Genomic DNA, 24,733 nt, shown 5'->3' on the forward strand with positions numbered 1-24,733 from the left:
CCTTGCAATCAAGGCTTTTCGTTATCCCTTTCATTCAAAGGTTTCTAGGTTTTTACGAGCAGAGCAACACACTCCACGTGGTGCGTCTGCGGAAAAAGATCAACCGGCTGGACTTTCTTCAATTCATATCCCAATTCTTGGTAGAGTTTGATATCACGCGCCATGGTTGCGACATTACATGAGATATAGGCGATGCGGTTAGCTCCTGTTTGGGTACTAGCTTTGATAAAACTCTCGGTGAGTCCTTTTCTTGGTGGATCAACTAGGATAAGGCTTGGTTGAATTCCATCTTTAAGCCAATTCTTCATGGCGTTTTCAGCTGTGTCACAGACATAGTTGGCATTTGAAATATTGTTCAGTTGAGCATTCTTCTTACTATTCTCAACCGCTTCTGGAATTACTTCAACACCATAGACTTCCTTGACGTGTTTCGCAACAGAAATACCAATCGTCCCGATACCAGAATAGGCATCAATGACCACATCATCTTCTTTTAATTCAGCAAAGTCAATAGCTGTTTGATAAAGTTTTTCAGCCATTTCAGTATTGACTTGATAAAAGGCAGGGCCAGCGATTTGGTAGTCATTTCCCAACATCTGGTCAGTGATAAAATCTTGTCCATAAAGCGTACGCCATTCCTTACCAAAAATAGCATTAGTGTTCTGGTCATTGATATTTTGCATAACAGACACAATCTCTGGAAACTGCTTGATGACTTGTTCAATCAATTGGTCAACACGAAAAACTTTGGGACGAGTTGTCACCAAAATGACCATGATTTGCCCTGAATAGTGCCCACGACGCACCACAAGATTTCGAATCAAGCCAGATTGTTCCTTTTCATCATAAGGTTTCAAATCATAACGACGTAGCAAGTCACGTAGACCTACTACTACCTCATCAATCACAGAATCTTGTATAAAGAAATCTTCCAAAGGCATGAGGTCGTGGGAATTCTTACGGAAAAATCCTGTTTCCAAAACACCATTCACTCGACGAACAGGGACCTGTGCTTTGTTACGGTACTTGACTGGATTTTCCATACCTAAAGTTTCAGCAACCTCTATATCATCAATTCCAGCAATCTTATATAGACTGTCTTTGACTTGCTTGGTTTTAAACTTGAGCTGTTCTGGATAGGCAAGATGACCTAAATCCGCGATTCCTGAACGCAGGTAAGCCAAATCTAAATCTTGATTACGGTGTGGTGATTGGACAAGGTATTCTTCAACTTTCCCAAAACCAATCTTTTTATTAACCTTGAGGACACGCATAAGGATTTTTTCACTCGGTAAAGCATTCTCAACAAAAAATACCAAACCATCCACCTTGGCAACTCCTGCCCCTTCATGGGTCAAGTCAACAATCTCAACTTCTACAATATCATTTTTCTTTAACATTATTTTCTCTTTCTATTGGCCGACAAAAAAGACGGCAACGTTAGGGTTACCATCTATTATACCATGAAATTTCTTAAGAACCAAAACTCTTGAAGAAGTTGACAATGGCTTGCCAGAGGGAACTTAAGAAGTTCCCACCGTCCTCTAGCGCCTTATCAGCATCAAAGTTAAGGTTGATATTTTTAAAACTGTCGCCAGCTTGTGAAACAATACTTTGTTTAAGGTCATTTAGAGTTTTAGTGAAGTCTGTATTGCTAAGAATATCACTTTTTGAGAGATTCAAAGCAAAATTGATGATGATATTGATTTGGTTTCCTGTTATAACCTGATCAAGTTTGTAATTTTTCAAGGTATCTTCAACAATTTTACGGACATCTTCCTCTGTCAGATTTCCCTTACTTTCTTTAGCTTTGGCGAGTCCTGACTTAATATCTGCTAAGGCAACGTTTAATTTATTAGCATCATAGCCTGTTTTGTCCTTGTTTTCAGCATTGATATCGGACAAAGCCTTTAGCTCTTCTTGAGCCAAATCTTTGTTGGCTTGTGGCACCTTGGCTCCATTAGCTTCTAGCGAATAATAAATCCCTGCTAAAGCACTCTCACCTGTAACTGGAATAGGGGCTGCTACAGTGATTTTAGCATGTTCCACACCCAAGGTTACTGCTGCATTTCGGTACATATCCTGAGTCACCTTAGTGATGTTCTCTGGTGTTTCAATCTTGACCTCAAGTGGCGACTTGTCACCTAGTTTTTGAATCTTGGCTGATGAATACAATTGTAAGCTAGAGTCATTGGCCACATTCATAATCTTAGAATAGACATCAGGTGTCATGGTCTTGAGTTCTTTGGTGTCTGTTGAGGCATTGTAGCCTAGTTTTTTAAGGGTTTGATTTTTTTGATCTTCAGACAATGATGAACCTAGGACATATTCAGGTTGAACATAGGTTTCATCGATAACTTTTTGAACATCTGTTGCTGCATGGGCGCTATTCATAGCTGTTACTGCCCACAAGACCGCAGCACTGGTCAGAAAGAGTTTCTTTCTCATAGGGAATTCCCTCCTTTACCTTTTTAGAGTAATATATCTATCTTAAAGAAAACTTATAACAAAAACACCTGGATTAGCCAGATGTTGAAAAGAGAGTGAAACATTTGATGATGTAAAGGTTAAGATGAACCTGCCTAGAATAGTAATAGTTTCCTCCATTTACATAAAGTTCAGCACCGTGAAAAATGGAAATAGGGTGAATATAACTATAAGTCTTTCCAGTGGTATTACCAAGCAAGGGAGCAACAGTCTCACGAGAGTACTGTTTGGCCAGAGCCAAGGTATTTTCCTTGCCATTTTGGGCGATAAAATCGATATAGGCTGGTCCAAAATTATAGGCTTGAACAGCCGTCCAGACATCAACACCCTGCTTCTGGGCCAGATAGAGATTGTCTGTCAGAGTTTGAACGCCTTGCCGAATGCTAGAGGCGTTATCATTTATGGTGTTGGTGGAACCACTGGCAGACTCACTAGACTGCATGACGTCGCCTTCTTTTCCTTTTGTTTCGGTATAAATCATAGCGAGCACAAGCTCTTCGTTTGCTGGGGTGTCTTTTTCACTCAAGATTTCTCGCACCATGGGTTGATAGGTCATAACTTGCTTAACATCTTGGTGAATGCGGTAAGCTTTATATCCAGCAAAAAGGAAGACTGCTAGTACAAGCACTCTTCGAATTCGTTTAAACATTATTTACTTTGGATATCCTCGATATTTTTGATTAAGATAGAGTAGGTTCCATTGTCGTTTTGGATAAACTCAACAGACTCGGCGTCTTGATAGACGTTATTGGGAACGATGAGCTCAATTCCATTTGACAAGGAAAGTTTTTGATTTTCAAATTTCTTTAATTGGCGACTGGCATCAATTTCATCAAATTGAACAGGTTCTGGTACGGCTTCTTTGACTTGGTCAATAAAGCTCAAACGAGCCGTCAGATTGTTGTCAAAAAGGTCATTGGCCAGTTTCTCTGGTGACAATTCATTGCTTTCTTCTAGGTTGTTGAAAATCGCTGATTTGACCTTGGATTGAAATTGAAAATCATCTGTGTTAAAAGTCTCAGCAATGCGCTGTGCTGTTTTTTCCAATTCCTTGATAGATTTCTTAGGAGAAATCTTAGGAGCGACAGCAAGAAGATTATCTGAAAAATAGTTCAAGAAAGCCCCGTTATACTTGATTCGTTTTTCAATCAGATGGTACTTGCGACTCTGAAGATTAACCACCAAGGCCTCATCAGCCCCTGTTCCAAATCCAGGCAGGTTATTCTGAGTCAGCTTGATTGGATTATCAACTTCTCCTCCGAGGTGAGTCAAGGTCTCACGCAGGGCAATTCTCAAGAAAGCGAAATGTTCCACACCTTCTTTAGACAATTGCACAAAAATCAAGTCATTGGTCTTGAGATTTTCAGAAATGCTAAACTCCTCTTTCCAGAGATTAGCCAGTGTTACTGATGTCTCCAATAAATCGTCTGTGATGTGATTGAAGAAGGGATTTTCTTCCTCGAAAATCCCAGTCTTGGCTTCATCTGAATACACACGTTCAATTTTTTTACGCAGGTATTCTTCGATTTTTGGAGTAATATTGAGAAGCTTATCCGCTAGGAACAGCTCGGTATCAGCCGGACTGAACTGGTGAATAATGGCTTTCTTAATATAAATGTCCATAAAAGTTTTAGTCCTCGTATAATGGGAAGGCGTCTGTCAACACTTTGACTTCACTTCTCACTTCTTCTAAGACAGCTTCATTTTCTGCATTCTTAAGGGTTTTAATGATGAGTTCAGCCACTTTGCGACTCTCTTCTTCACCAAATCCACGCGCAGTAATGGCTGCAGATCCGATACGAATCCCACTTGTCTTGAATGGTGACAAGGTTTCGTAAGGGATTGAGTTTTTATTTAGGGTAATATTGACTTCATCCAGCAAGTTTTGGGCAACTTTTCCGTTTTCTACAACTTTAGTCACATCCACTAGGAAGAGGTGATTTTCAGTCCCACCAGAAATGATACGGAAATCAGTGTCTTGCAAGAAAACATCTGCCATAGCCTTGCTGTTCTTGATAACATTAGCAGCATATTCCTTGAAGGCTGGATCTAATACTTCTTTGAAAGAAACAGCTTTAGCTGCTACAACATGCTCCAAAGGGCCGCCCTGAATACCAGGGAAAATAGCTGAATTGATTTTCTTAGCAAGTTCTTCGTCATTAGTCAAAATCAAACCACCACGTGGTCCACGAAGGGTTTTGTGGGTCGTTGTTGTAGTGATATGAGCGTATGGTACTGGGCTTGGATGAAGGCCAGCCGCAACCAAACCAGCGATATGAGCCATATCTACCATGAGCTTAGCACCAACGGCATCTGCAATTTCACGGAATTTTGAAAAGTCGATAATTTGAGAATAGGCTGAAGCACCTGCTACGATCAATTTTGGTTTTACTTCTTGGGCTTGCTTCAATATAGCATCAAAGTCCAATAATTCCGTTTCAGGATCTACACTATAAGAAACAAAGTTGTAGGTTTGACCTGAGAAGCTAACTGGAGCTCCGTGGGTCAAGTGTCCACCTGCTGCTAAATCCATCCCCATAACGGTATCACCTGGCTCAATCAAGGCCATGTAAGCCGCACAGTTGGCTTGGCTTCCTGAGTGAGGTTGGACATTAGCAAATTTTGCACCGAAAATTTCTTTTGCGCGTTCAATAGCAAGAGTCTCTACCACGTCTACCACATCCGTTCCACCATAATAACGGCGGCCTGGGTAACCCTCGGCATATTTGTTTGTCAAGATAGACCCTTGAGCTGCCATAACAGCCTTGGAAACTACGTTTTCCGAAGCAATCAACTCGATATTATTCTGTTGGCGTTCTTCTTCTTTGGCAATAGCATTCCAGAGATCAGCATCGTATGCTTTAAAATCATCTTTGTCAAAAATCATAGGTCTTCTCCTTTTATTGTGTGACTAGTCCATTAGTTTAATTTTCTTATTAGAAAATCAAACTAAAAGATGCGAATAAACCGTTTCTGCATTTTATCACAAGTATAACCAACTTTTTCATAAAATGCATGAGCACCCAGACGATGATCGGCAGAGTTTAAGCGGATAAACCCATAACCACGTCTTTTTGCTTCTTCTTCCAACCCTTGTAATAAGCTTTTACCAATACCTTGACCTTGCGCTTGAGGTGAAACTGCTAAAGCTAAAATATTAAATCCTGCTTTAGAATAAAGTGATTCATAGACCTCAGCGTGGACATATCCAAGCAAGGCATGACTAGCTTCATTCTCATAGCCAAGTAGGAAATGATGGGAATCCTGAGATAGTCTAGCAAATTGACTAGCCGTGTCCTCTGGACTAAAAGAATAACCCAAAGCCTCTTGGTTGATCTCACATATAGCGTTCACATCAGTTTCTCTTAAATCTCTTAGCATCTCATTCCTCCTCAAAAGAAATCTCTGGCAACTGAGCAAGAATATCTTCTCGCTTAATGGCCCCTTGGCGTAAGATTTTCACCTTGTCTCCAGACAAGTCCAAAATAGTCGAATCCTGTCCAGTTAGAAAAGCATCGTCTTCTAGACCCAAAACCTCTTGGTCAAAATCCTTCAGAATTTGTTCAAAGGTTACACCACTTGACTGACCTGAAATATTGGCAGACGGCCCAATCAAGGGTCCCGTCTCTCTAATCAAATCAAGCGTGATGGGATGACTAGGCATCCGAAATCCCACCGTTGCGAGACCCGAATTGACCCAATAGGGAACTCGGTCATTAGCTTCGAGAATAATGGTCAAGGGACCTGGTAAAAAGGTCTCTACAAGTTTTTGAAGATAAGTTGGCTGATTCTTTGAAAAGTGCAAGATATCCTCTAAAGAGGCAATATTGAGATTGAGTGCCTTGTCTCTGGGACGACGTTTAATCTGGTATACATGATTAACTGCTTTTTCGTCTAGAGCCTTGGCAAAAAGACCATAAACAGTCTCTGTAGGCAGAACAACAGCTCCACCCTTTTCCAACTCTTGCCTAATCCTGTCCATCATCAACCACAACCATCCTATCTTGACCAAATTGATCCTTAAGCGTTCTTACACGTTTTTCAGGAAGATGCTTCCTAAAAAGTTCAGGAACACTTTGACCTTGCTTGTATCCAATTTCAAGGTAAATCTTACCACCATCTTTGAGATAGTCTTTTGCATCTTCCGCAATTCTACGGTAAATAGCTAGGCCATCCTCGTCTGCAAAGAGAGCTAGATGAGGCTCCGAATGCAAAACATTCAAGCCAACCTCTGACTCATCTTCACGAGAGATATAGGGTGGATTGGAAACAATTATATCATATTTTTCAGAAATTTCTGTAAAACAGTCAGATTTTTTTAAAAATATTTGAAGATTTTGATTTTTAGCATTTTCGTTAGCTAAATCTAAAGCATCTTGGGAAATATCTGCTGCTGTCACTGACCAATCTGGTCTATTTTTTGCTAGAGCGAGAGCAATAGCTCCACTACCTGTCCCGATATCTAGGACCTTAAGATTTTCTTCAGAATTTTCAGCCAGGATAAGCTCGACTAATTCCTCTGTCTCTGGACGGGGAATCAAAACCCGCTCATCAACTTTTAACTGCATTCCATAAAAATCTGCCTGTCCGATGATATACTGTGCTGGTTTATGATCTACTAACTGTTGAAAAATTCCTTTTACAAATTGTTTTTCTTCCTCTGTTACCTCTTTCTGGAGGGCAAAAACAAAATCTGTGAAAGGAAGATTTTTCAGGCCACGATAGACAAAAGAGAGGCTTTCAGCTTCCTCTCCTTGTCTTATCAACTCTTCTTCAAAATCTGAAAATAATTGAGCTAATATCATTATTTATTTAATTCTTCTAATTTTTGTGTTTGGTCATAGAGCACCAAAGCATCCACAACCTCATCCAATTTACCAGACAAAATAGTATCTAGTTTTTGGAGAGTCAAGCCGATACGGTGGTCTGTGACACGGTTTTGTGGGAAGTTATAAGTACGAATACGTTCTGAACGGTCACCAGTACCGATTGTTGATTTACGCTCAGCGTCTTGTTCATCCTGAGCAATTTGTGCAAAGTGGTCAGCAACACGCGCACGGATGATTTTCATGGCTTTCTCACGGTTCTTCTGCTGGGTACGTTCTTCCTGCATCTCAACTTTAATATTGGTTGGCAAGTGAACGATACGAACGGCTGTCGCAACCTTGTTGACGTTCTGTCCACCAGCACCAGAGGCGTGATAGATGTCGACACGAAGGTCTTTTGGATCAATGTCGTATTCAACCTCTTCAACTTCTGGCATAACAAGAACTGTCGCTGTCGAAGTATGAACACGGCCTTGGCTTTCTGTCACAGGGACACGTTGCACACGGTGGGCACCTGATTCGTACTTGAGTTTAGAGTAAACCGACTGACCAGAAACCATAGCAACCACTTCTTTAAAACCACCGACACCGTTCATAGAGGCTTCCATGACTTCAAAGCGCCAACCTTGGGCTTCCGCATACTTTTGGTACATAGTTAGCAAATCTCCAGCGAAAAGTGCCGCTTCGTCTCCACCAGCTGCTCCACGGATTTCAAGGATGATATTCTTGTCATCGTTTGGATCCTTTGGAAGGAGCAAAATTTTCAGTTTTTCTTCATATTCTTCTTTTTCAGCCTTGGCATCTTTGAGTTCTTGCTTGGCCATTTCTTCCAAGTCCGCATCTCCGCCTGATTCCTTAATCATCTCTTCGGCATCGACGATATTTTGAAGGACTTGTTTATACTCACGGTAGGCTATTACGGTGTCACGATTGGAAGCTTCTTCTTTTGAAAGCTCCATAAAACGCTTGGTGTCTGAAACGACATCAGGGTCACTCAGCAATTCTCCTAGTTCTTCATAACGGTCTTCTACAGCTTGTAGTTGATCATAGATGTTCATTTTTCTTCATTCTCCTTATTGATTTCAGGGGCAAAATAATGTTTACGGCAAACCGAGATATAGGTTTCATTACCACCAATCTGGATCTGTTCTCCATCGTAAACGGGCAGTCCATCCTGTGTTCGCAACACCATGGTCGCCTTTTTCTTGCAATACTGACAGATGGTCTTGATTTCGTCAATCTTGTCTGCTAAAAGCAAGAGATATTTGGAACCTTCGAACAATTCATTGCGAAAGTCATTTTTCAAGCCAAAAGCCATGACGGGTATGTCTAACTCGTCCACAACACGAGCTAGGTCGTAAACATGGTGGCGTTTAAGAAACTGGGCTTCATCGACCAAAACACAATAAGGTTTTTCTGGTAGGTCTCGGATATAGCCAAAGATATCCGTTGTTTCCTCAATCGCAAGGGCAGGGCGTTTCATGCCAATTCGACTCGACACATAGCCAACACCGTCACGCGTATCCAGAGCCGAGGTCATAATGACAACACCTTTTCCTTGCTCCTCGTAGTTATAGGCCACTTTGAGAATCTCAATCGTTTTACCAGAGTTCATGGTCCCATAACGATAATACAACTGTGCCATGTTTCTTGCTTCACGTCCATTTCTAAATTTTTGCTACATTCTAGTATATCATAATTTTCTGAAGCTTTAAACGGCAAAATGTGGTAAAATGGAAGAAATCAAAACTAGTGGAGGAAGCTATTATGCCATTTGTACGCATCGATTTATTTGAAGGACGCACGCTCGAGCAAAAGAAAGCTCTTGCTAAGGAAGTAACGGAAGCAGTTGTCCGCAACACTGGAGCCCCTCAATCTGCTGTCCATGTCATCATCAACGACATGCCAGAAGGAACTTACTTCCCACAAGGGGAAATGCGTACTAAATAAGCTAGCTTAAGCAGAATTGCTTAGGCTTTTTCAATCTCCAAGTAGCATCCATTGAAGAAATAGTTCAAATTTGTTACAATTTGAAAAGAGACTTGGAAAAATTTCCAAGAAAAGAGTTATTGATTAAAGGAAACATTATGATTACACGAGAATTTGATACCATCGCTGCTATCTCTACTCCACTAGGTGAAGGGGCTATTGGTATTGTCCGCTTGAGCGGAACAGAAAGTTTTGCTATTGCGCAAAAGATTTTTAAAGGAAAATACTTGAGTCAGGTTGCTAGCCATACACTTAACTACGGTCACATCGTTGACCCTCAAAATGGTAAGGTCATGGACGAGGTTATGGTTGGAGCCATGAAGTCTCCAAAAACCTTCACTCGTGAAGATATTATCGAGATTAACACTCACGGTGGGATTGCGGTGACCAATGAGATTCTCCAGCTAGCTATCCGTGAAGGAGCTCGGTTGGCAGAACCTGGTGAATTTACCAAACGTGCCTTCCTAAATGGACGTGTTGACTTGACTCAGGCTGAAGCCGTTATGGACATCATCCGTGCTAAGACAGACAAGGCTATGAACATTGCAGTTAAACAATTAGACGGCTCACTTTCTGACCTTATTAACAATATCCGTCAAGAAATCCTTAACACACTTGCCCAAGTCGAGGTCAATATCGACTATCCTGAGTATGACGATGTTGAAGAAGCGACTACTGCTGTGGTCCGAGAAAAGACAATGGAGTTTGAACAATTACTAACCAATCTCCTTAGAACAGCCCGTCGCGGTAAAATCCTTCGTGAAGGAATTTCCACTGCCATCATCGGACGCCCCAACGTTGGGAAATCAAGCCTTCTCAACAACCTCTTACGTGAAGATAAGGCAATCGTAACCGATATTGCTGGTACGACACGTGATGTCATTGAAGAATACGTCAACATCAACGGTGTTCCCCTAAAATTGATTGACACAGCTGGTATTCGTGAAACGGATGATATCGTTGAACAAATCGGTGTCGAGCGTTCGAAAAAAGCCCTCAAGGAAGCTGACCTAGTACTACTAGTGTTAAATGCTAGTGAACCACTAACCGCCCAAGACCGCCAACTCCTAGAAATCAGCCAAGAAACCAACCGAATTATTCTCCTTAACAAAACTGACCTGCCAGAAGTTATTGAAACCTCTGAACTTCCAGAAGATGTCATTCGCATTTCAGTCCTTAAAAATCAAAATATCGATAAGATTGAAGAGAGAATCAACAACCTCTTCTTTGAAAATGCTGGTTTGGTTGAGCAAGACGCAACCTACCTGTCAAATGCTCGTCACATTTCCCTGATTGAAAAAGCAGTTGAAAGCCTACAAGCTGTTAACCAAGGTCTTGAACTAGGGATGCCAGTTGACTTGCTTCAAGTTGACTTGACTCGTACTTGGGAAATCCTCGGAGAAATCACTGGAGATGCTGCTCCAGATGAACTCATCACCCAACTCTTTAGCCAATTCTGTTTAGGAAAATAAGAAAAATCCATGCTCGTTATTGCGGTCATGGATTTTATTGTCTTATTAGTAATCTGGTCTTAAGACACCTGTTACAGTTGCCTTAGTCGCTTCGTAGTCGCCATCTACAACAACCTTGATAATGCGTTTGGCATCTTCTTCTGGTGCTGGAACAAGAGGTAGACGAGTTGGTCCAGCTGCAAATCCCATATAGTTAAGAACTGCCTTGACAGGAGCAGGACTTGGATAAGAGAAGAGGGCATTGACCTTAGGAATGAATTTACGTTGAATAGCTGCGGCTTTCTTCATATCGCTTTTTGCAATGGCAGTAAACATTTCGTGCATCTCATCCCCATTTGTATGAGAGGCAACAGAAATAACCCCATCCGCACCAAGGTTCATGGCATGGAAAGCATCTCCATCCTCACCTGTATAAATCAAGAACTCTTCTGGCTTGTGCTCAATCAAGTAAGCCATATTGGCCAAGCTGGTACATTCTTTGACACCAATAATATTTGGATGGTCAGCTAAGCGAAGCATGGTTTCTGGAGTCAATTCGACAACTACACGCCCTGGAATGTTATAGATAATAATTGGTAGGTCAGAAGCATCTGCAATGGCTTTAAAATGCTGATACATTCCTTCTTGAGAAGGTTTGTTGTAGTAAGGCACAATAGCAAGTCCAGCAGCAAAACCGCCGAATTCCGCGACTTCTTTGACAAACTCGATAGAGTCACGCGTATCATTGGTACCAACACCCGCAATCAAAGGAACGCGTCCATTGACAATCTTTTGTACAGCCGCAAACAACTCCAACTCTTCATCGTGAGTCAAGGTTGGACTCTCAGCAGTGGTCCCTGCGAGAAGAATTCCATCCGTATGATGAGCCAACAAATGCTCAATCAAGGCTGGAATAGCATCAAAGTTGATGGAACCATCCTGATGGAAGGGGGTAATAAAGGCTGTGATGATTTTACACTCTTTTAAATCTTGATAAGACATGAAAACACCTCTCTATTTCAAAGAAGGAGTTCATCTGAACTCCTAAACGATATGACTATTTTAATTCAAATTTCAATTCAGCTGTTGGACGAACCAAGCCACGTTCATGAAGAGTTTCAGCAATCTGAACTGAGTTCCAAGCAGCACCTTTGAGCAGGTTGTCTGAAACAACCCACATGTGGATTCCTTTTTCAGCATCCAAGTCTTTACGGATACGACCAACAAAGGTATCACGCGAACCAACTGCATTGATAGCTTGAGGATAAATTTGATGAGCTACATCATCTTCAAGAACAGCACCCGGGAAGGCTGCGATAGCTGCTTTGACTTCTTCGATTGGAGCCACTTCTTTTGTTTCGATATAAACAGACTCAGAGTGAGCTGATAAGACTGGAATACGAACACATGTTGCTGAAACGGCAATACTATCATCTTCCATGATTTTCTTAGTTTCCTTAGTCATCTTCATCTCTTCATAAGTGTAATCATTGTCAGTGAAGACATCAATTTGTGGAAGAGCATTGAAGGCGATAGGATAATGTTTCTTGTCACCACCTGAAGGCAAGATTTCGGCATGCAAATCACGTGGGGTTACACCATCATTCAAGACTTCACGAAGTTCACGTTGTGTCTCAAGAATTGCTCCCATACCAGCACCTGAAACTGCTTGGTAAGTTGAAACAATGATACGGTCCAAGCCCCATTTTTGGCGAACTGGCTCAAGAGCCACCATCATTTGAATTGTTGAACAGTTAGGGCAGGCAATAATCCCATTGTGGGCATCAAGTGCGTGAGCATTGACCTCTGGAACAACCAAAGGAACGTCTGGATTTTGACGGAAGTAAGATGTATTATCTACTACTACCGCTCCAGCTTTCACTGCGTATGGTGCATACTTAGCTGATGTAGAACCACCTGCTGAAAAGAGAGCAATATCAACTCCTTCAAAAGCTGTTTCAGTCGTTTCTTCAATCGTAATATCTTGATCTTTAAATTTCAAAGTCTTGCCTGCTGAACGTGCAGAAGCAAGTAAACGAATTTTATCGATTGGAAGTGTTGATTCTTCCAACATTTTTATCATCTGAGCACCGACAGCACCTGTCGCGCCGACTACAGCAACTGTATATCCCATAAATAACCTCTTTCGGAATTTTCTAAAAATTTCTATAATAGAAGTATTATACTACTTTTTCCATGAATTGCAAAGCTTTTTCATCATTTTTTGGAAAATAAAAATCCCCAGTCGTTAGACTAGGGACTAAGAGGCATCTTCATGTGATGAGCAGGTTCACACAACTCATCAAGGTCCGCTCCTGCGTTATGACCTCCTTATGCTCAATAGTAGTCCGAAGACTACCTATCGACTCATCGCATATTCTATATTACTAGAGATACTTGATTTTGTCAATAAGAAATTTTTTCGATCGAGTATAACAAAAAACTCTCGTATTCAAGAGTTTCCCTATACATATCATGCTAATTGCCGGGATTGAACCGGCGACCTCATCCTTACCATGGATGCGCTCTGCCAACTGAGCTAAATCAGCTTACTTAAGTAAGTATACTATAATCAGAAAAACTTGTCAAGTTTTCTTAGAAATTTTCCATAAGAAAAAGCCAGGTAAAGGCTACCTAGCTTGTCCTGTTCTATTTGCTTAAATCGATTCGACGACCAATTTTACCAATGATAATCGCTCCAATAATCAATGAGGCAAATTCACCAATTCCTGTTGTAAACCAAGTAAGGAAAAATGGTAATTCTGCTACAATATTTAACTCTGCAGCGATGGTAAACATGGAAATTGAAAAGAGGATTGAAAAGAAGAAATGATCTTTTCGAATCAATCCGTTAAAGAGGTAATCCTTGCTATATTTTGCAAAAAGCCAAACACCTAAACTGAGGAATACCAAGGTTGATCCGCCACCAACAAAGACATCTAGTAGTCCGAAGCTAAAGAAATTAGCAATCATACAACCGATAGTAACTCCGATGATGTACTTGGGATTGTAAAAAGCCATAAAGTTCATCATTTCTGAAATACGAAACTGATAAGCACCATAGCTGATGGCATTTAGGGGCGGTGTGACAGTCAAAACGACATAAATAGCAGCAACGATTGCAATATCTGCAACATCACGAATAGTTAATTTTTTCATTTTTTCTCCTTTGGCGGTTATCCGCGTGTAATATGCTTGGTGAAAGAAGCTAAGCACCAAGGGTTGCTTTATTCAACCTTACTAGTATAGCACAATAGCCTGCTTTATGCTATACTTAAAGCATGAAAAAACCTATTCAAAAATTTTTTAACAATGAAATCTTAGCCTATCTCTTTTTTGGCCTTGCAACAACTCTAGTTTCGATTCTCTCGCGATTGGTCATTTATCAACTAACTCATCAGGAACTTCTTGCTACGGCCTTGGCAAATATATTTGGTATCCTATTTGCCTTTATCACAAATGATAGGCTTGTATTTAAGCAAGCAAGGAAGAATCGGCTTATCCGTTTAGTGAAATTTTTTCTTGCCCGCCTTTCTACTTTTCTGTTAGACTTGTTTTTAACTTTTCTCTTTGTAACTCAATTCCCTCATATCATAGGGCAATTTGTAAACGAAAATCCTGATAAGGTAAATGCAATTGAAACAATAATTGCACAAATACTCATTATTATCATCAATTATATCTTGAGCAAGATCTATATTTTTAGAAAATAATGCTCCATTTATGAGCCTTTTAATTGCCTTCTATAATGATTTAGGATACAATGAAACACGAAACATTGAAAGGAAAACAGTATGTTAAAAAATCTAAAATCGTTCTTGCTTCGAGGAAATGTTATTGACCTTGCTGTCGGTGTTGTCATTGCCTCTGCTTTTGGTGCTATCGTTACTTCACTTGTAAACGACATTATCACTCCTCTTATTTTAAATCCCGCTTTGAAAGCTGCTAAAGTCGAACGTATCGCTCAACTTTCTTGGCATGGAGTCGGCTATGGTAACTTTTTAAGTGCTATTATCAATTTTATCTTTGTGGGTACCGCCCTCTTCTTTATTATCAAGGGTATTGAAAAAGCACAGAAACTGACTGGTATAAAGGAAGAAAAAACTGACGAAAAAAAACCAACCGAATTGGAAGTCCTTCAAGAAATCAAAGCCCTTCTTGAGAAAAAATAATCGATTAAAAGGATCTAGCACAAAGCTAAATCCTTTTTCTTTACTCTTTGGGCAACTTGCCTGCTTTTTCTAGCATCTTCTTGATAAGATAAGGCATCTTAACATTCTCCCGCCCTTTTTTCTCAATCAGTTTTTTCACAAATTCCGGCATTTGTAAATCTTGAGATTCAGCCAAAATGTTTTTCGTCTCGTCTGAAGGAACTAACTCATCAAAGGTCTCTTCTTCTAGGAGAAATTCCTTAAACTCTTGATGTTCATTGGCTCTAACTGTATTGACCAAGGCATCAATCAAGCGAGAATCTGTATTTGGCATTGGTGGACGATGGTAGTTTACCCCAAATTCCTGACACAAGTCATAACATTCCACATCATTATCAAACAAGACTTCAATGTGCTCACTGATAAAGCTGATTGGAACAAAAATATAATGGTCTGGATGTTCTGTCTGTTCTCTGAGATACTCCAAAACATCTGGCTTAATCCATGGAATCCCAATATCACTCTCACTTTGCCAGGTATTTGTATATTGATCGGAACTCAAACCTAGTTTTTCAGCAACTAACTTGCTATTTTCGAAAATTTGATCGATATAAGGATCTCCAAAATCCAAGGCAAAAATAGGCACACTATGGGCTGAAAAGATGACTTTAAAGCTATCCTGCTTTACTTCTTCTTTTAAAATTTTAGCAATTTCATCTGCCCAATAGTTTAAAAGTGCTTCTTCCTGATACCAGTCCTTAATGACCAAAAATTGAATTTGTTTGCTTTCTAAAAATTTTTCATAGCCCATGACAGAGTAGAAAGAATAATGAGGCTCCAAAATCAAACAAATACACTGTTCAATTCCGTCTGCTTCCATTTGACCGATCACATCTGGAATAAAGGGATTGGAAAACTTATTAGCAAAGTAGACACTGTATTCATTCCCCAGCCTAGCTTCTACCAAGGCAACCTCTTGACGGGTAATTTTTTGCAGAGGCGTGCCTCCAATTCGTACATAATTATCATAGAGAGTCTGAATCTCGTGGTCTTGAGGTCTCACTCCACGACGAATATTTGTGAAAAAATCAGCTACACCTTCAAAGGTAATCTCTTCTGGCGAACCGAAGGTCATCATTAAAATTGCTTTTTTCATAATCGCTTCCTTGTGATGTTTTTATCAAGTTTATTTTATCATGAATCCACTGATAAGTAAACGCTAACATAGCAGATTGCCCTAACTTCTGTCTTTTGTTTTTCTCTTCTTTCTATGATACAATGGAAAAAATAAATTCAAAAGGAGTTTTTTATGACTTATCCAAATCTCTTGGACCGCTTCTTAACCTACGTTAAGGTCAACACGCGCTCTGATGAACACTCTACTACTACTCCAAGTACACAGAGTCAGGTTGACTTCGCAACAAATGTCCTAATTCCTGAAATGAAACGTGTTGGACTGCAAAATGTTTACTATCTACCGAATGGTTTTGCTATTGGAACCTTGCCAGCCAATGATCCATCTTTAACACGTAAGATTGGCTTCATCTCCCACATGGATACTGCTGATTTTAATGCTGAAGGAGTCAATCCACAGGTAATTGAAAACTACGATGGTGGTGTGATTGAACTTGGAAATTCTGGTTTTAAACTGGATCCAGCCGACTTCAAGAGTCTTGAGAAATATCCAGGCCAAACGCTCATTACAACTGATGGAACAACCTTGCTAGGTGCTGATGACAAGTCTGGTATTGCTGAGATTATGACAGCTATTGAATATCTGACTGCTCATCCTGAAATCAAACACTGTGAGATTCGTGTTGGTTTTGGTCCAGATGAGGAAATCGGTGTTGGTGCTAATAAATTTGATGCAGAAGATTTTGATGTGGATTTTGCCTACACTGTTGATGGTGGTCCACTAGGTGAACTTCAGTACGAGACTTTCTCAGCCGCTGGTGCTGAATTGCATTTCCAAGGCCGTAATGTCCACCCTGGTACTGCCAAAGGGCAGATGGTCAATGCCCTTCAGCTAGCAATTGATTTTCATAATCAACTTCCAGAAAATGACCGACCTGAGTTAACTGAAGGTTACCAAGGTTTTTACCATCTAATGGATGTGACAGGTAGTGTTGAGGAGGCGCGTGCAAGCTACATCATTCGTGATTTTGAAAAAGATGCCTTTGAAGCGCGTAAAGCATCCATGCAATCTATCGCTGATAAGATGAATCAAGAACTTGGGAGCAACCGTGTCACTCTCAACTTGACAGACCAGTACTACAATATGAAAGAAGTCATTGAAAAAGATATGACTCCAATTACCGTTGCTAAAGCCGTTATGGAAGATCTAGGTATCACGCCTATTATCGAACCAATCCGGGGTGGAACAGACGGCTCTAAGATTTCCTTTATGGGAATCCCAACTCCGAATATCTTTGCAGGTGGCGAAAATATGCACGGACGTTTTGAATACGTTAGCCTTCAGACTATGGAACGTGCAGTTGATACCATCATTGGCATCGTAGCTTATAAAGGCTAAAAAGACGAGGTGGCTCAGCTACTTCGCCTTTCTGTTTATTCTACTGCTTTTTCTTGATTACCAGTGCTTGTTGTAGATTCAGTTGATCCCTTTTCTGAAGTTAATTCAGCAGGTTTAGAATCTCTTGTGTTGCTTGCTTTGTTTTCGTCGCTAGCAGTTTCGCTGTTAGATTCTGTAGTTGCGTTTGGTTGGTTCTCAGCACTGGTGTTATCACCATTTGCTTCAGCATTTCTTGCTGGACTTGTTTCTTCACTTGCGCTAGCTTTTGACTGGATTTGGTGATTCAAAACTAGAATAGCTTTTGTCAATTCAAGTAAAGCTGCTTTGTCTTTACTCTTAGCAGAAAGTTGATCTAGTAATGCATCCACTTTATCAAAGTCCTCATCAGAACCATTATTACTTTCTAAATAAGAGTGAAGCGACATGAGAATATCGTAGAGTTTTTGATAGAGTACAAGTGTCTGAGAATCTTGCTCAGCATTTTCCTTTTCTTGTTGAAGGGCGCTAGCGATACGAGTCAAAACATCTTTTACCTGACTGTTTACTTCATCCAAGTCTGCATCAGCCTTGTTTGTGGCAGCTTTTAGATTTTCTACTTCTTCTGCCAAGGATTGTCTGATTCCTTCTTCATGGATTTGTTCCAAGAGTTGATTTGCCTTGTTCAAAAGACTTTCTACTTCTTCCTTGCTGACATGATTGACATATTCTTCTTTTTTAAGATCAGGATAAAGATCTTTCAAAAATTCATAAATCGCTTGCTTAGCAGATTGGTTATCAACTTTTTCTTTATCTAAAACTGTTTCATTTACTTTTGCAGTAGCTGGCTGATTTTTCAAAGCCTCTTCTACTTCTTGTTTTGTTTGGTAAATGCTTGGGAACAGTTTATTCAAGTCCACAGCCTTACGGAAGGATTGAGATTGATATAAAGTAAAAGTCAAATTAGCTACTTTATTACGAAGCTCATCACTTAAACGACCATCGTTTACATGCTCATAGAAGTACTTGATGTATTCCACTGTTGTATCACCAGTACGGTCATTAAAGTCTTGAAGAGCTTGAAGTTGTGATTCAACCGCTGCTAAAGCAGCCTCATCTTTAGCCAACTTAGCTTCCTGGAGTCGAACGAGAAGGTCTTTCTTAGGAAGTCCATAAGTATCTGTATCTAGCGTATTGATTTTATCAATCAAGGCCTGATATTTCTTATCTAAAGCACTTGTTTCAACAGGTTTGACACTTTCATCAATATGGATATATTGCTTATCAAAGAGGTCAAGTGTTTTTAGATAACCTGCTGTAGAGTTAGTTAGTTGCTAGTTTCTTCATATTTTCAGTAAACTGACCTAAAACTAACTCAATCTGTCTTTGTTTGATTGGATCGTCTTTATAGACGTTTCGACTTTCAGCAAGAAGTTGATCTACTTTTGCTAAAACTGTTTTCTCATCAAAGGCCCCAGGCTGATAGTTGGATTTCAGGGCTGGAATTTTGTTTTTCAAGGCTACTTCATAGCCCTTAGTTTGAACCTTGATGTAGTGATTGTGGTCTCCATGACTCATGACAAAACCTGATTCATCTTCAGCGATAATACGATTAGCATCAAATCCGTATCCATCTTCTTCATGTTTCTCATGTGAAGTTCCTGGATTGATTGGAAGAGATGGAGAAGGTGTTGCTAGACTATTGTTTGGAAGAGTCGGTTGCCCAATTTGATTTGATTTTGGAATGTAATGGAAATGATCACCATGTCTTACAATATAAGCTATAGCCGTTTCTTCAATGATATCTTTTGGATTAAAAATATAACCATCAGATACTGAAGAGAGCTCCTTACTTGTCGTTAAAGAAGAAGGATTGCTTGAAAGACTGCCTAGACTAGACACTACTTCATTTGTAGAAACTGTAGAACCAGTTCCACTGATAGACACCATTCTGGCAATCTTTTCTTCTAAGGCAGAAAGCTTGCTGTAAGGAATAAAGTGGTAATGGTCGCCATGCGGAATCGCAACTCCATTTGGTGTAAGACTGATAATCTTAGCAGGGTCAAAGACCAAGCCATCTGATTCACTGTAACGTTGGGCGCTAGGTGAATCATAGAGTTCCTTCAAAAGACTCTGGAGATTTTCAGATTTATTTGCTGGCTTGCTAGTTGATCCTTTTGCTACAGATTGCGTGTTATTGTCACTAGCTGTTGAAGAATAGCTTAACTGACTCGGTTCATATTTTTTCCAGCCAGATGTGCTTTAGCTGCTGCTAATTCACTAGCAGATAAATCGCTTTTGGGAATGTAGTGATAGTGACCTCCATGAGGAACGATATAAGCATTACCCGTATCTTCGATAATATCAGCTGGATTAAAGACATAGCCATCATTTGTCGTATATCGTCCCTGAGACCTTGCTACAGCAACATTAGAGTTAACCTTCTCATTATCTTTGACATGTTCTTGTTTTTGACGATTGATTTCATCTTTGGTTCGAACATTATCAGCATGAGCTACATCTTTCAGGTAGACATAATATTTTCCATCGACCTTGATGATACAACCACCCTTGACTTCATTGACAATATCAGCGTCTTTAAGTTGGTAGTTTGGATCCTTCATCAAGAGTTCTTCACTAAAGAGGTCATCATAAGGAACTTTCCCATTATAGTAATGATAGTGGTCACCGTGTGACGTTACATAGCCCTGACCTGTAATTTTGATTACAATTTGCTCAGCCTGAATTCCTTCTTTCTGGCTAACCTGGTCTGGTGTCAAGTTTTCACTTTTCTGACTTGACTGGCTGCCATCCACATAAGAGACACGATTATTGTCCTTATTTTCCTGCGAACGATGCTGGTTTTGTCCATAGGCACATAGACTCAAGGATACGATAACAGCTGATCCAGCTGCTATATATTTTTTACTGAATTTCATAAATCCCTCATTTCAATAAATGATGAAACTTTTTCTTAACTTCTTTTTTCTCGGTTAAACAATTTTTCTAAACCGCTTATTTAACCATTTAATTAACCAGTAAATAGTTTACTATTTAAAATTATAGAGAAATGAAATAAGAATAGGACAAATTGATCAGGACAGTCAAATCAATTTCTAACAATATTTTAGAAGTCAAGGTGTACTATTCTAGATTCAATCTATTATACTTCTGTCAAGTTTCTGTTACTTTCTTCTAAAAAAGAGAAGCAACACGAAAGGTTACTTCTCCATAAAATATGCTTCATTCTTTTTACTACTATATAGGAGTCGGTTGACTCTCTTTTAACAAAGCCAAGAGCCTATCTAATTCTGCTGAAATAGTGTTACTGTCTTTCGTTCCGAAAAGAAGACTGCTGTTTAGACCAGACAATGTCTCCATAGCATTTTGGCGAGTACGAGAATCTGTTACTTTTTCTAGCAAGGTCTCCGCCTCTGCTATCTTAACGTCAATAACAGAACGCTCTACTTGTGGAACTTCATCCTCATCTGTAGTATCTTCAGCTTCTTCCTCTGTCTCTTCCGCATCAGTGCTTGGTCTATAAAGATTATCTGCTGAAGGATTTAAACCAGCGTGATTCTCTTTTTCATCAGATTCAGAATGAGTTGGCTCACTTACTTCATCATGTTCCTTATCTTCATCAGGTTTACCGTTTTGGTCTGCCTTATTTTTACGAACATGGTCGCTAGCATTACCCCAACCATTATCTGAATGAGGACGTTGGTCAGGATGTTCAACGTAGTATTTCACTGTCGCAAATAAATCTTCTAAGGTATAGCCTTCAGGAGCTGAGTAAAGTCCTTCATCAAACCATGCAAACTTAAGGTTATGATAGTGATCAAAGTGAGGAATTATAAAGTGACCATTTTGTACAGCTACAGTATACTGTAAATGATTCGGTATTTTTTCTAATGGTACCTTTTTCTCAGCTTTTACGCGGTTATAGATAGCTTCTGTCCCTGTTGCCTCTGGTTTTGCTTCTGTTGCTTCAGTAGAATTTGGAGCTTGTAAGCCTTTTTCTTTAGCATAAGCCTGAGCTGCTGCTCTTTCAGCTTCAGATAAGCTGTCTTTTTTAATCCAGTGGCTATGGTTCAAGTGTGGAGTGACGTAGGCATTTCCTTCATCACTTTCAATATCATGCTCATCAAAGATATAGCCATCCTCTGTTGTATATTTACCTGCTAATTTCGCTAATTTAATTTCATCGTCTGTATAGGCAATTTGAGCATTTGGTTTGCCAAGTCGCTCTGGATGGGTAATTGGTGCTAGGAATGCCAATAAATCATCTACCAATTTTACTTTATTAGAAGATTCATCATTCAAGCGCTCTGCTAATTTGTCTAAAGTTTGGAAATCAGAAACGCGACCTTTATTTTCAGACAAGGCTTTATGAGCCTGGGTTAACAGATTGTAGGCTTTATCATAAAATTCTTGGTCACGAGAAGCGACATTTTCTTTTTTAGCAACTAGAGCATGTGTCTCTTGAGTTTTCTTAGACAAGAGATTTTCAATAGCATCAATCTTATCCTTAGCCAAGTCTTTAGCAAAAACATAGTGACTGACACCAGCAATTTCCACAACATATCCTTCCCCAACTTTTCTAACAACCTGTTCTACTGTAAAATCAGTTTGTTTTTTCTCAGTTGATGGTTGAGCTTGCGGTTTTGGTGCTGGTTTCAAATAATTCATTCCCGGCAAGACTGCACCATTTTGTCCCTTAATAGCTATCATACGAGCCAATTTTTCTTCCAAAGGTGACATTTGTGAATAAGGGATAAAGTGATAATGGTCTCCGTGCGGTACAGCAACACCATTAGCTGTACGATTTGTTATTTGTGCCGGGTCAAATACTAGTCCATCCGATTCTACATGGCGTTCTGATAAGGGTTTAGCATACAATTCACGTAAAAGGCTTGGAATGTCTTCCCCTTGATTTTGATGATAAGTTGGAGTGACAGTCAAATTGTGGTTCTCTGACAAGCTTGGTTGAGCTGGATTTGCATTATGACTAGAACTTGAAGAAGGACGAGACCCCTGCTTCCCATTCCAATAGGCTTGGGCTGCAGCCAATTCTCCTGCAGACAAATCACTCTTAGGAATATAGTGAAAATGATTTCCATGCGGTACAACAAAAGCGTCACCTGTATCTTCAATCACATCTGTTGGACTAAAGACATACCCATCATCCGTTGTATAGGCTCCTCCAGTTGCTCTATTCGGTGCCTGCGTATTGAGATTAAAGTTTGCTTTAATGGCTGAACTTGGTTTCGCAGGACTGCTTGGTTTCGTATTATCAGAATGCTTTTGAACTGGCTGACCTCCAATTGGTAGATTTCGAGCCAATTTTTCTTCCAAGGCAGACATTTGCGAATAAGGAATGAAATGGAAATGATCTCCGTGAGGTACTGCCACACCATTTGCAGTACGTTTTGTAATCTGTGCTGGGTCAAATACTAATCCATCAGACTCCACATGACGTTGGCTAAGTGGCAAAGCGTACAATTCTTGAAGGAGACTAGCTAAATCCTCATTTTGACTCTCAGGAGTTGTTGTAAGATTTTGAGGAGTTTCAGATGGACTCGTTCTCACACTAGATCTTGTTTCTCCCCTGCTAGAACGATATTCAACCGTACTTAATTGACCGCCTTTTCCAGATAAGAAGGCTTGGGCAGCAGCTAATTCACTGGCAGACAAATCACTCTTAGGAATATAGTGGAAGTGATTGCCATGAGGAACAATATAGGCATCGCCTGTATCTTCAATGATATCAGAGGCATTAAAGATATAACCATCATCCGTTGTATAACGTCCTTGGGCTCTGGCTGCAACTACCGCCTGATTGTTTGAACCGCCACCGTGATTACTACTATGTTCCTGCTTCTGACGTTTAATCTCTTCTTTTGTCCGAATATTATCCGCATGGGCCGCATCTTTAAGGTAAACATAGTATTTACCGTTTACCTTAATGACATAACCACCCTTGATTTCATTGACAATGTCTGAATCCTTCAACTGATAATTCGAATCTTTCATGAGGAGCTCTTCACTGATGATGGCATCATAAGGAACCTTGCCATTATAGTAATGATAATGGTCTCCATGAGAAGTCACATAACCTTGATCCGTAATCTTGATAACAATTTGTTCAGCATTGATTCCCTCTCTCTTACTGACTTCATCTGGTGTTAAGTTCTCTGCCTTTTGACCAGCCTGATTACCATCTATATAAGCAACTCGATTAGACTCTTTCTTAGCCTGACCAGCTTGGTAACGACCAAGTTCATAGGAACAAACACTTAGGGCAAGAACTGCCACTGAACCTGCTAGATATTTTTTATTGATTTTCATTTTTTCCTCACTTTAATTCTTCTGCTAGAACACTTATATTTTCTTCAAGATTTTCTAAATAGGTCTTGTCATTTTGTGGGTCTGCCTCTAAAGGATTCAGAGTTTTAAGACCTACACCTGTTGATTTGACAAGAGTTTCAGCTACTTTTGAAGAAGCGTTACTTTCTGTAAAAATCGTTTTAACCTTATAGGTTTTAACAAATTCCTGAATTTCTGTTAGTTGTCTTGGACTTGGTTCTTGTTCCGGAGAGATACCTGCAATACCAAGTTGATTGAGTCCAAATCGCTTAGCTAAATAAGAAAAGGCTGTATGTTGTGTTACAAATGTTTTCTGAGTCGCTTTTTCAAATTTAGGCTGGAATTTCTTAGTCAATTCTTGAGCTTTTTTGATAAAGGCTTGCGCATTTTTTTGGTAAGTTTCTTTATGCTCACTATCCGCCTCCGAAAGCTTATCAGCGATAATCTGAGCTTCTTCGCCAGCTTTTTCAGGATCTAGCCAAGTGTGAGGGTCATAGAGCGTTTTTTCATCAACTCCATCCCCTGCTTCTACATCTTCTAGCCCTGGGACGCGGTCTAAAGTCATTCCCTCTGAAGCCTCTAAAACCTTCACTTTGGATTTTTTTAGATTGGGATCTAAACTTCCTGCCCAAGATTCGAGCGTATGTGAATGGTAAACAAAGACATCTGCATCATAGATGGCTGCGATATCATTTGCCGAAGGTTCAAAGGAGTGAATCCCACTACTTGACTGAATCATCCGAACATCATTCAAGTCACCAGATACTTCCTTAACCATAGCATAGATAGGATAAAAACTGGTCACAATTTTCATCCCCTTTCCTGTCTGACTTTCCTTTTGACTACAGGCTCCTAGCAATAAAAGAAAGACACTTAACAAGACTAAAAATAAATTTTGTTTCTTCATGAACAACTCCTTAACTGTTTAATTAACTAGTAAACATTCTACTCCTA

At 39.9% G+C, this 24,733-nt stretch carries 22 protein-coding genes, 1 tRNA gene, 1 pseudogene and 1 riboswitch; of the genes and pseudogenes, 5 read left to right on the top strand and 19 right to left on the bottom strand.

From position 1 onward, the window contains the following. Nucleotides 1-44: 44 nt before the first annotated feature. From rlmD to B4W83_RS03495, 10 genes are all read right to left on the bottom strand, one after another. Complete coding sequence (gene rlmD, locus B4W83_RS03450; RefSeq protein WP_000914557.1) at nt 45-1,400, bottom strand: 23S rRNA (uracil(1939)-C(5))-methyltransferase RlmD; 1,356 nt, start codon at nt 1,398-1,400, stop codon at nt 45-47. Between the two features lie 73 nt (nt 1,401-1,473). Next, a complete protein-coding gene (locus B4W83_RS03455; protein WP_001227752.1) occupies nt 1,474-2,448 on the bottom strand; it encodes a DUF1002 domain-containing protein in 975 nt (324 codons plus the stop codon). Nucleotides 2,449-2,521: 73 nt separating this feature from the next. Beyond that, nucleotides 2,522-3,136, bottom strand: coding sequence for a cell wall hydrolase Pmp23 (gene pmp23, locus B4W83_RS03460; RefSeq protein WP_000476369.1), 615 nt, complete (start codon nt 3,134-3,136; stop codon nt 2,522-2,524). Then, on the bottom strand, nt 3,136-4,110 hold the full coding sequence (locus B4W83_RS03465; protein ID WP_000356087.1) for a nucleoid-associated protein: 975 nt from the start codon (nt 4,108-4,110) through the stop codon (nt 3,136-3,138). Before B4W83_RS03465 ends, pmp23 begins: the two co-directional genes overlap by 1 nt. Before the next feature lie 7 nt (nt 4,111-4,117). After that, on the bottom strand, nt 4,118-5,374 hold the full coding sequence (glyA, locus tag B4W83_RS03470; RefSeq protein ID WP_000575507.1) for a serine hydroxymethyltransferase: 1,257 nt from the start codon (nt 5,372-5,374) through the stop codon (nt 4,118-4,120). A 62-nt stretch (nt 5,375-5,436) separates the two neighbouring features. Continuing rightward, nucleotides 5,437-5,868, bottom strand: coding sequence for a GNAT family N-acetyltransferase (locus B4W83_RS03475; RefSeq protein WP_000942969.1), 432 nt, complete (start codon nt 5,866-5,868; stop codon nt 5,437-5,439). A gap of 1 nt (nt 5,869) precedes the next feature. Continuing rightward, on the bottom strand, nt 5,870-6,472 hold the full coding sequence (locus B4W83_RS03480) for an L-threonylcarbamoyladenylate synthase (protein ID WP_000969285.1): 603 nt from the start codon (nt 6,470-6,472) through the stop codon (nt 5,870-5,872). Next, a complete protein-coding gene (prmC, locus tag B4W83_RS03485) occupies nt 6,456-7,292 on the bottom strand; it encodes a peptide chain release factor N(5)-glutamine methyltransferase (protein WP_000599420.1) in 837 nt (278 codons plus the stop codon). Before prmC ends, B4W83_RS03480 begins: the two co-directional genes overlap by 17 nt. Then, on the bottom strand, nt 7,292-8,371 hold the full coding sequence (prfA, locus tag B4W83_RS03490) for a peptide chain release factor 1 (protein WP_001028801.1): 1,080 nt from the start codon (nt 8,369-8,371) through the stop codon (nt 7,292-7,294). Before prfA ends, prmC begins: the two co-directional genes overlap by 1 nt. Continuing rightward, nucleotides 8,368-8,958 carry a thymidine kinase gene (locus B4W83_RS03495; protein ID WP_000068143.1) on the bottom strand — a complete coding sequence of 197 codons (591 nt, stop codon included), beginning with the start codon at nt 8,956-8,958 and terminating at the stop codon, nt 8,368-8,370. The genes prfA and B4W83_RS03495 overlap by 4 nt, the downstream gene beginning before the upstream one ends. Nucleotides 8,959-9,080: 122 nt before the next feature. Between B4W83_RS03495 and B4W83_RS03500 the strand changes: the two genes are divergently transcribed. Together B4W83_RS03500 and mnmE are read left to right on the top strand one after the other, a co-directional pair. Further along, on the top strand, nt 9,081-9,263 hold the full coding sequence (locus B4W83_RS03500; protein WP_001117401.1) for a 4-oxalocrotonate tautomerase: 183 nt from the start codon (nt 9,081-9,083) through the stop codon (nt 9,261-9,263). A gap of 137 nt (nt 9,264-9,400) precedes the next feature. After that, the gene (gene mnmE / locus B4W83_RS03505; protein WP_000632769.1) at nt 9,401-10,774 is read left to right on the top strand and encodes a tRNA uridine-5-carboxymethylaminomethyl(34) synthesis GTPase MnmE; all 1,374 of its coding nucleotides are present in this window, start codon (nt 9,401-9,403) and stop codon (nt 10,772-10,774) included. A 45-nt stretch (nt 10,775-10,819) separates the two neighbouring features. On the opposite strand, the gene dapA is transcribed toward mnmE, so the two are convergent. The 4 genes from dapA to B4W83_RS03525 all read right to left on the bottom strand — a co-directional run bounded on the left by dapA (nt 10,820) and on the right by B4W83_RS03525 (nt 13,912). Beyond that, nucleotides 10,820-11,755 carry a 4-hydroxy-tetrahydrodipicolinate synthase gene (gene dapA, locus B4W83_RS03510; protein ID WP_000121643.1) on the bottom strand — a complete coding sequence of 312 codons (936 nt, stop codon included), beginning with the start codon at nt 11,753-11,755 and terminating at the stop codon, nt 10,820-10,822. A gap of 55 nt (nt 11,756-11,810) precedes the next feature. Beyond that, a complete protein-coding gene (locus B4W83_RS03515) occupies nt 11,811-12,887 on the bottom strand; it encodes an aspartate-semialdehyde dehydrogenase (RefSeq protein WP_000542464.1) in 1,077 nt (358 codons plus the stop codon). Between the two features lie 342 nt (nt 12,888-13,229). After that, nucleotides 13,230-13,302 (bottom strand) — tRNA-Thr (locus B4W83_RS03520). A 100-nt stretch (nt 13,303-13,402) separates the two neighbouring features. Beyond that, nucleotides 13,403-13,912, bottom strand: coding sequence for a QueT transporter family protein (locus B4W83_RS03525; RefSeq protein ID WP_000737071.1), 510 nt, complete (start codon nt 13,910-13,912; stop codon nt 13,403-13,405). Next, nucleotides 13,910-14,006: riboswitch (PreQ1 riboswitch) on the bottom strand. Its footprint overlaps the gene before it by 3 nt. A 28-nt stretch (nt 14,007-14,034) precedes the next feature. On the opposite strand from B4W83_RS03525, the gene B4W83_RS03530 reads away from it, so the two are divergent. Beyond that, a complete protein-coding gene (locus tag B4W83_RS03530) occupies nt 14,035-14,466 on the top strand; it encodes a GtrA family protein (protein ID WP_000743002.1) in 432 nt (143 codons plus the stop codon). 81 nt (nt 14,467-14,547) lie between these two features. Next, nucleotides 14,548-14,925, top strand: a complete 378-nt coding sequence (gene mscL, locus B4W83_RS03535; RefSeq protein ID WP_000916792.1) for a large conductance mechanosensitive channel protein MscL — start codon at nt 14,548-14,550, stop codon at nt 14,923-14,925. Nucleotides 14,926-14,965: 40 nt separating this feature from the next. On the opposite strand, the gene hemH is transcribed toward mscL, so the two are convergent. Continuing rightward, a complete protein-coding gene (hemH, locus tag B4W83_RS03540; RefSeq protein WP_000709242.1) occupies nt 14,966-16,060 on the bottom strand; it encodes a ferrochelatase in 1,095 nt (364 codons plus the stop codon). 153 nt (nt 16,061-16,213) lie between these two features. Between hemH and pepT the strand changes: the two genes are divergently transcribed. Further along, nucleotides 16,214-17,437, top strand: a complete 1,224-nt coding sequence (gene pepT / locus B4W83_RS03545) for a peptidase T (protein ID WP_000222060.1) — start codon at nt 16,214-16,216, stop codon at nt 17,435-17,437. Between the two features lie 35 nt (nt 17,438-17,472). Here the strand turns inward: pepT and B4W83_RS13295 are convergent, their stop codons facing one another. From B4W83_RS13295 to adcAII, 4 genes and pseudogenes are all read right to left on the bottom strand, one after another. Next, nucleotides 17,473-18,624, bottom strand: a complete 1,152-nt coding sequence (locus tag B4W83_RS13295; protein ID WP_007284789.1) for a hypothetical protein — start codon at nt 18,622-18,624, stop codon at nt 17,473-17,475. Between the two features lie 340 nt (nt 18,625-18,964). Then, a pseudogene (gene phtE, locus B4W83_RS13300) lies at nt 18,965-20,352 on the bottom strand (pneumococcal histidine triad protein PhtE); the annotation flags it as partial. A gap of 319 nt (nt 20,353-20,671) precedes the next feature. Then, on the bottom strand, nt 20,672-23,761 hold the full coding sequence (locus tag B4W83_RS03560; protein WP_000700358.1) for a pneumococcal-type histidine triad protein: 3,090 nt from the start codon (nt 23,759-23,761) through the stop codon (nt 20,672-20,674). Between the two features lie 7 nt (nt 23,762-23,768). Continuing rightward, nucleotides 23,769-24,686: a zinc-binding lipoprotein AdcAII gene (gene adcAII, locus B4W83_RS03565; RefSeq protein ID WP_000744536.1), complete on the bottom strand. Its 918-nt coding sequence runs from the start codon at nt 24,684-24,686 to the stop codon at nt 23,769-23,771. Between the last annotated feature and the right edge of the window lie 47 nt (nt 24,687-24,733).

The sequence above is a fragment of the Streptococcus pseudopneumoniae ATCC BAA-960 = CCUG 49455 genome, assembly GCF_002087075.1.
Classification (GTDB): Bacteria; Bacillota; Bacilli; order Lactobacillales; family Streptococcaceae; genus Streptococcus; species Streptococcus pseudopneumoniae.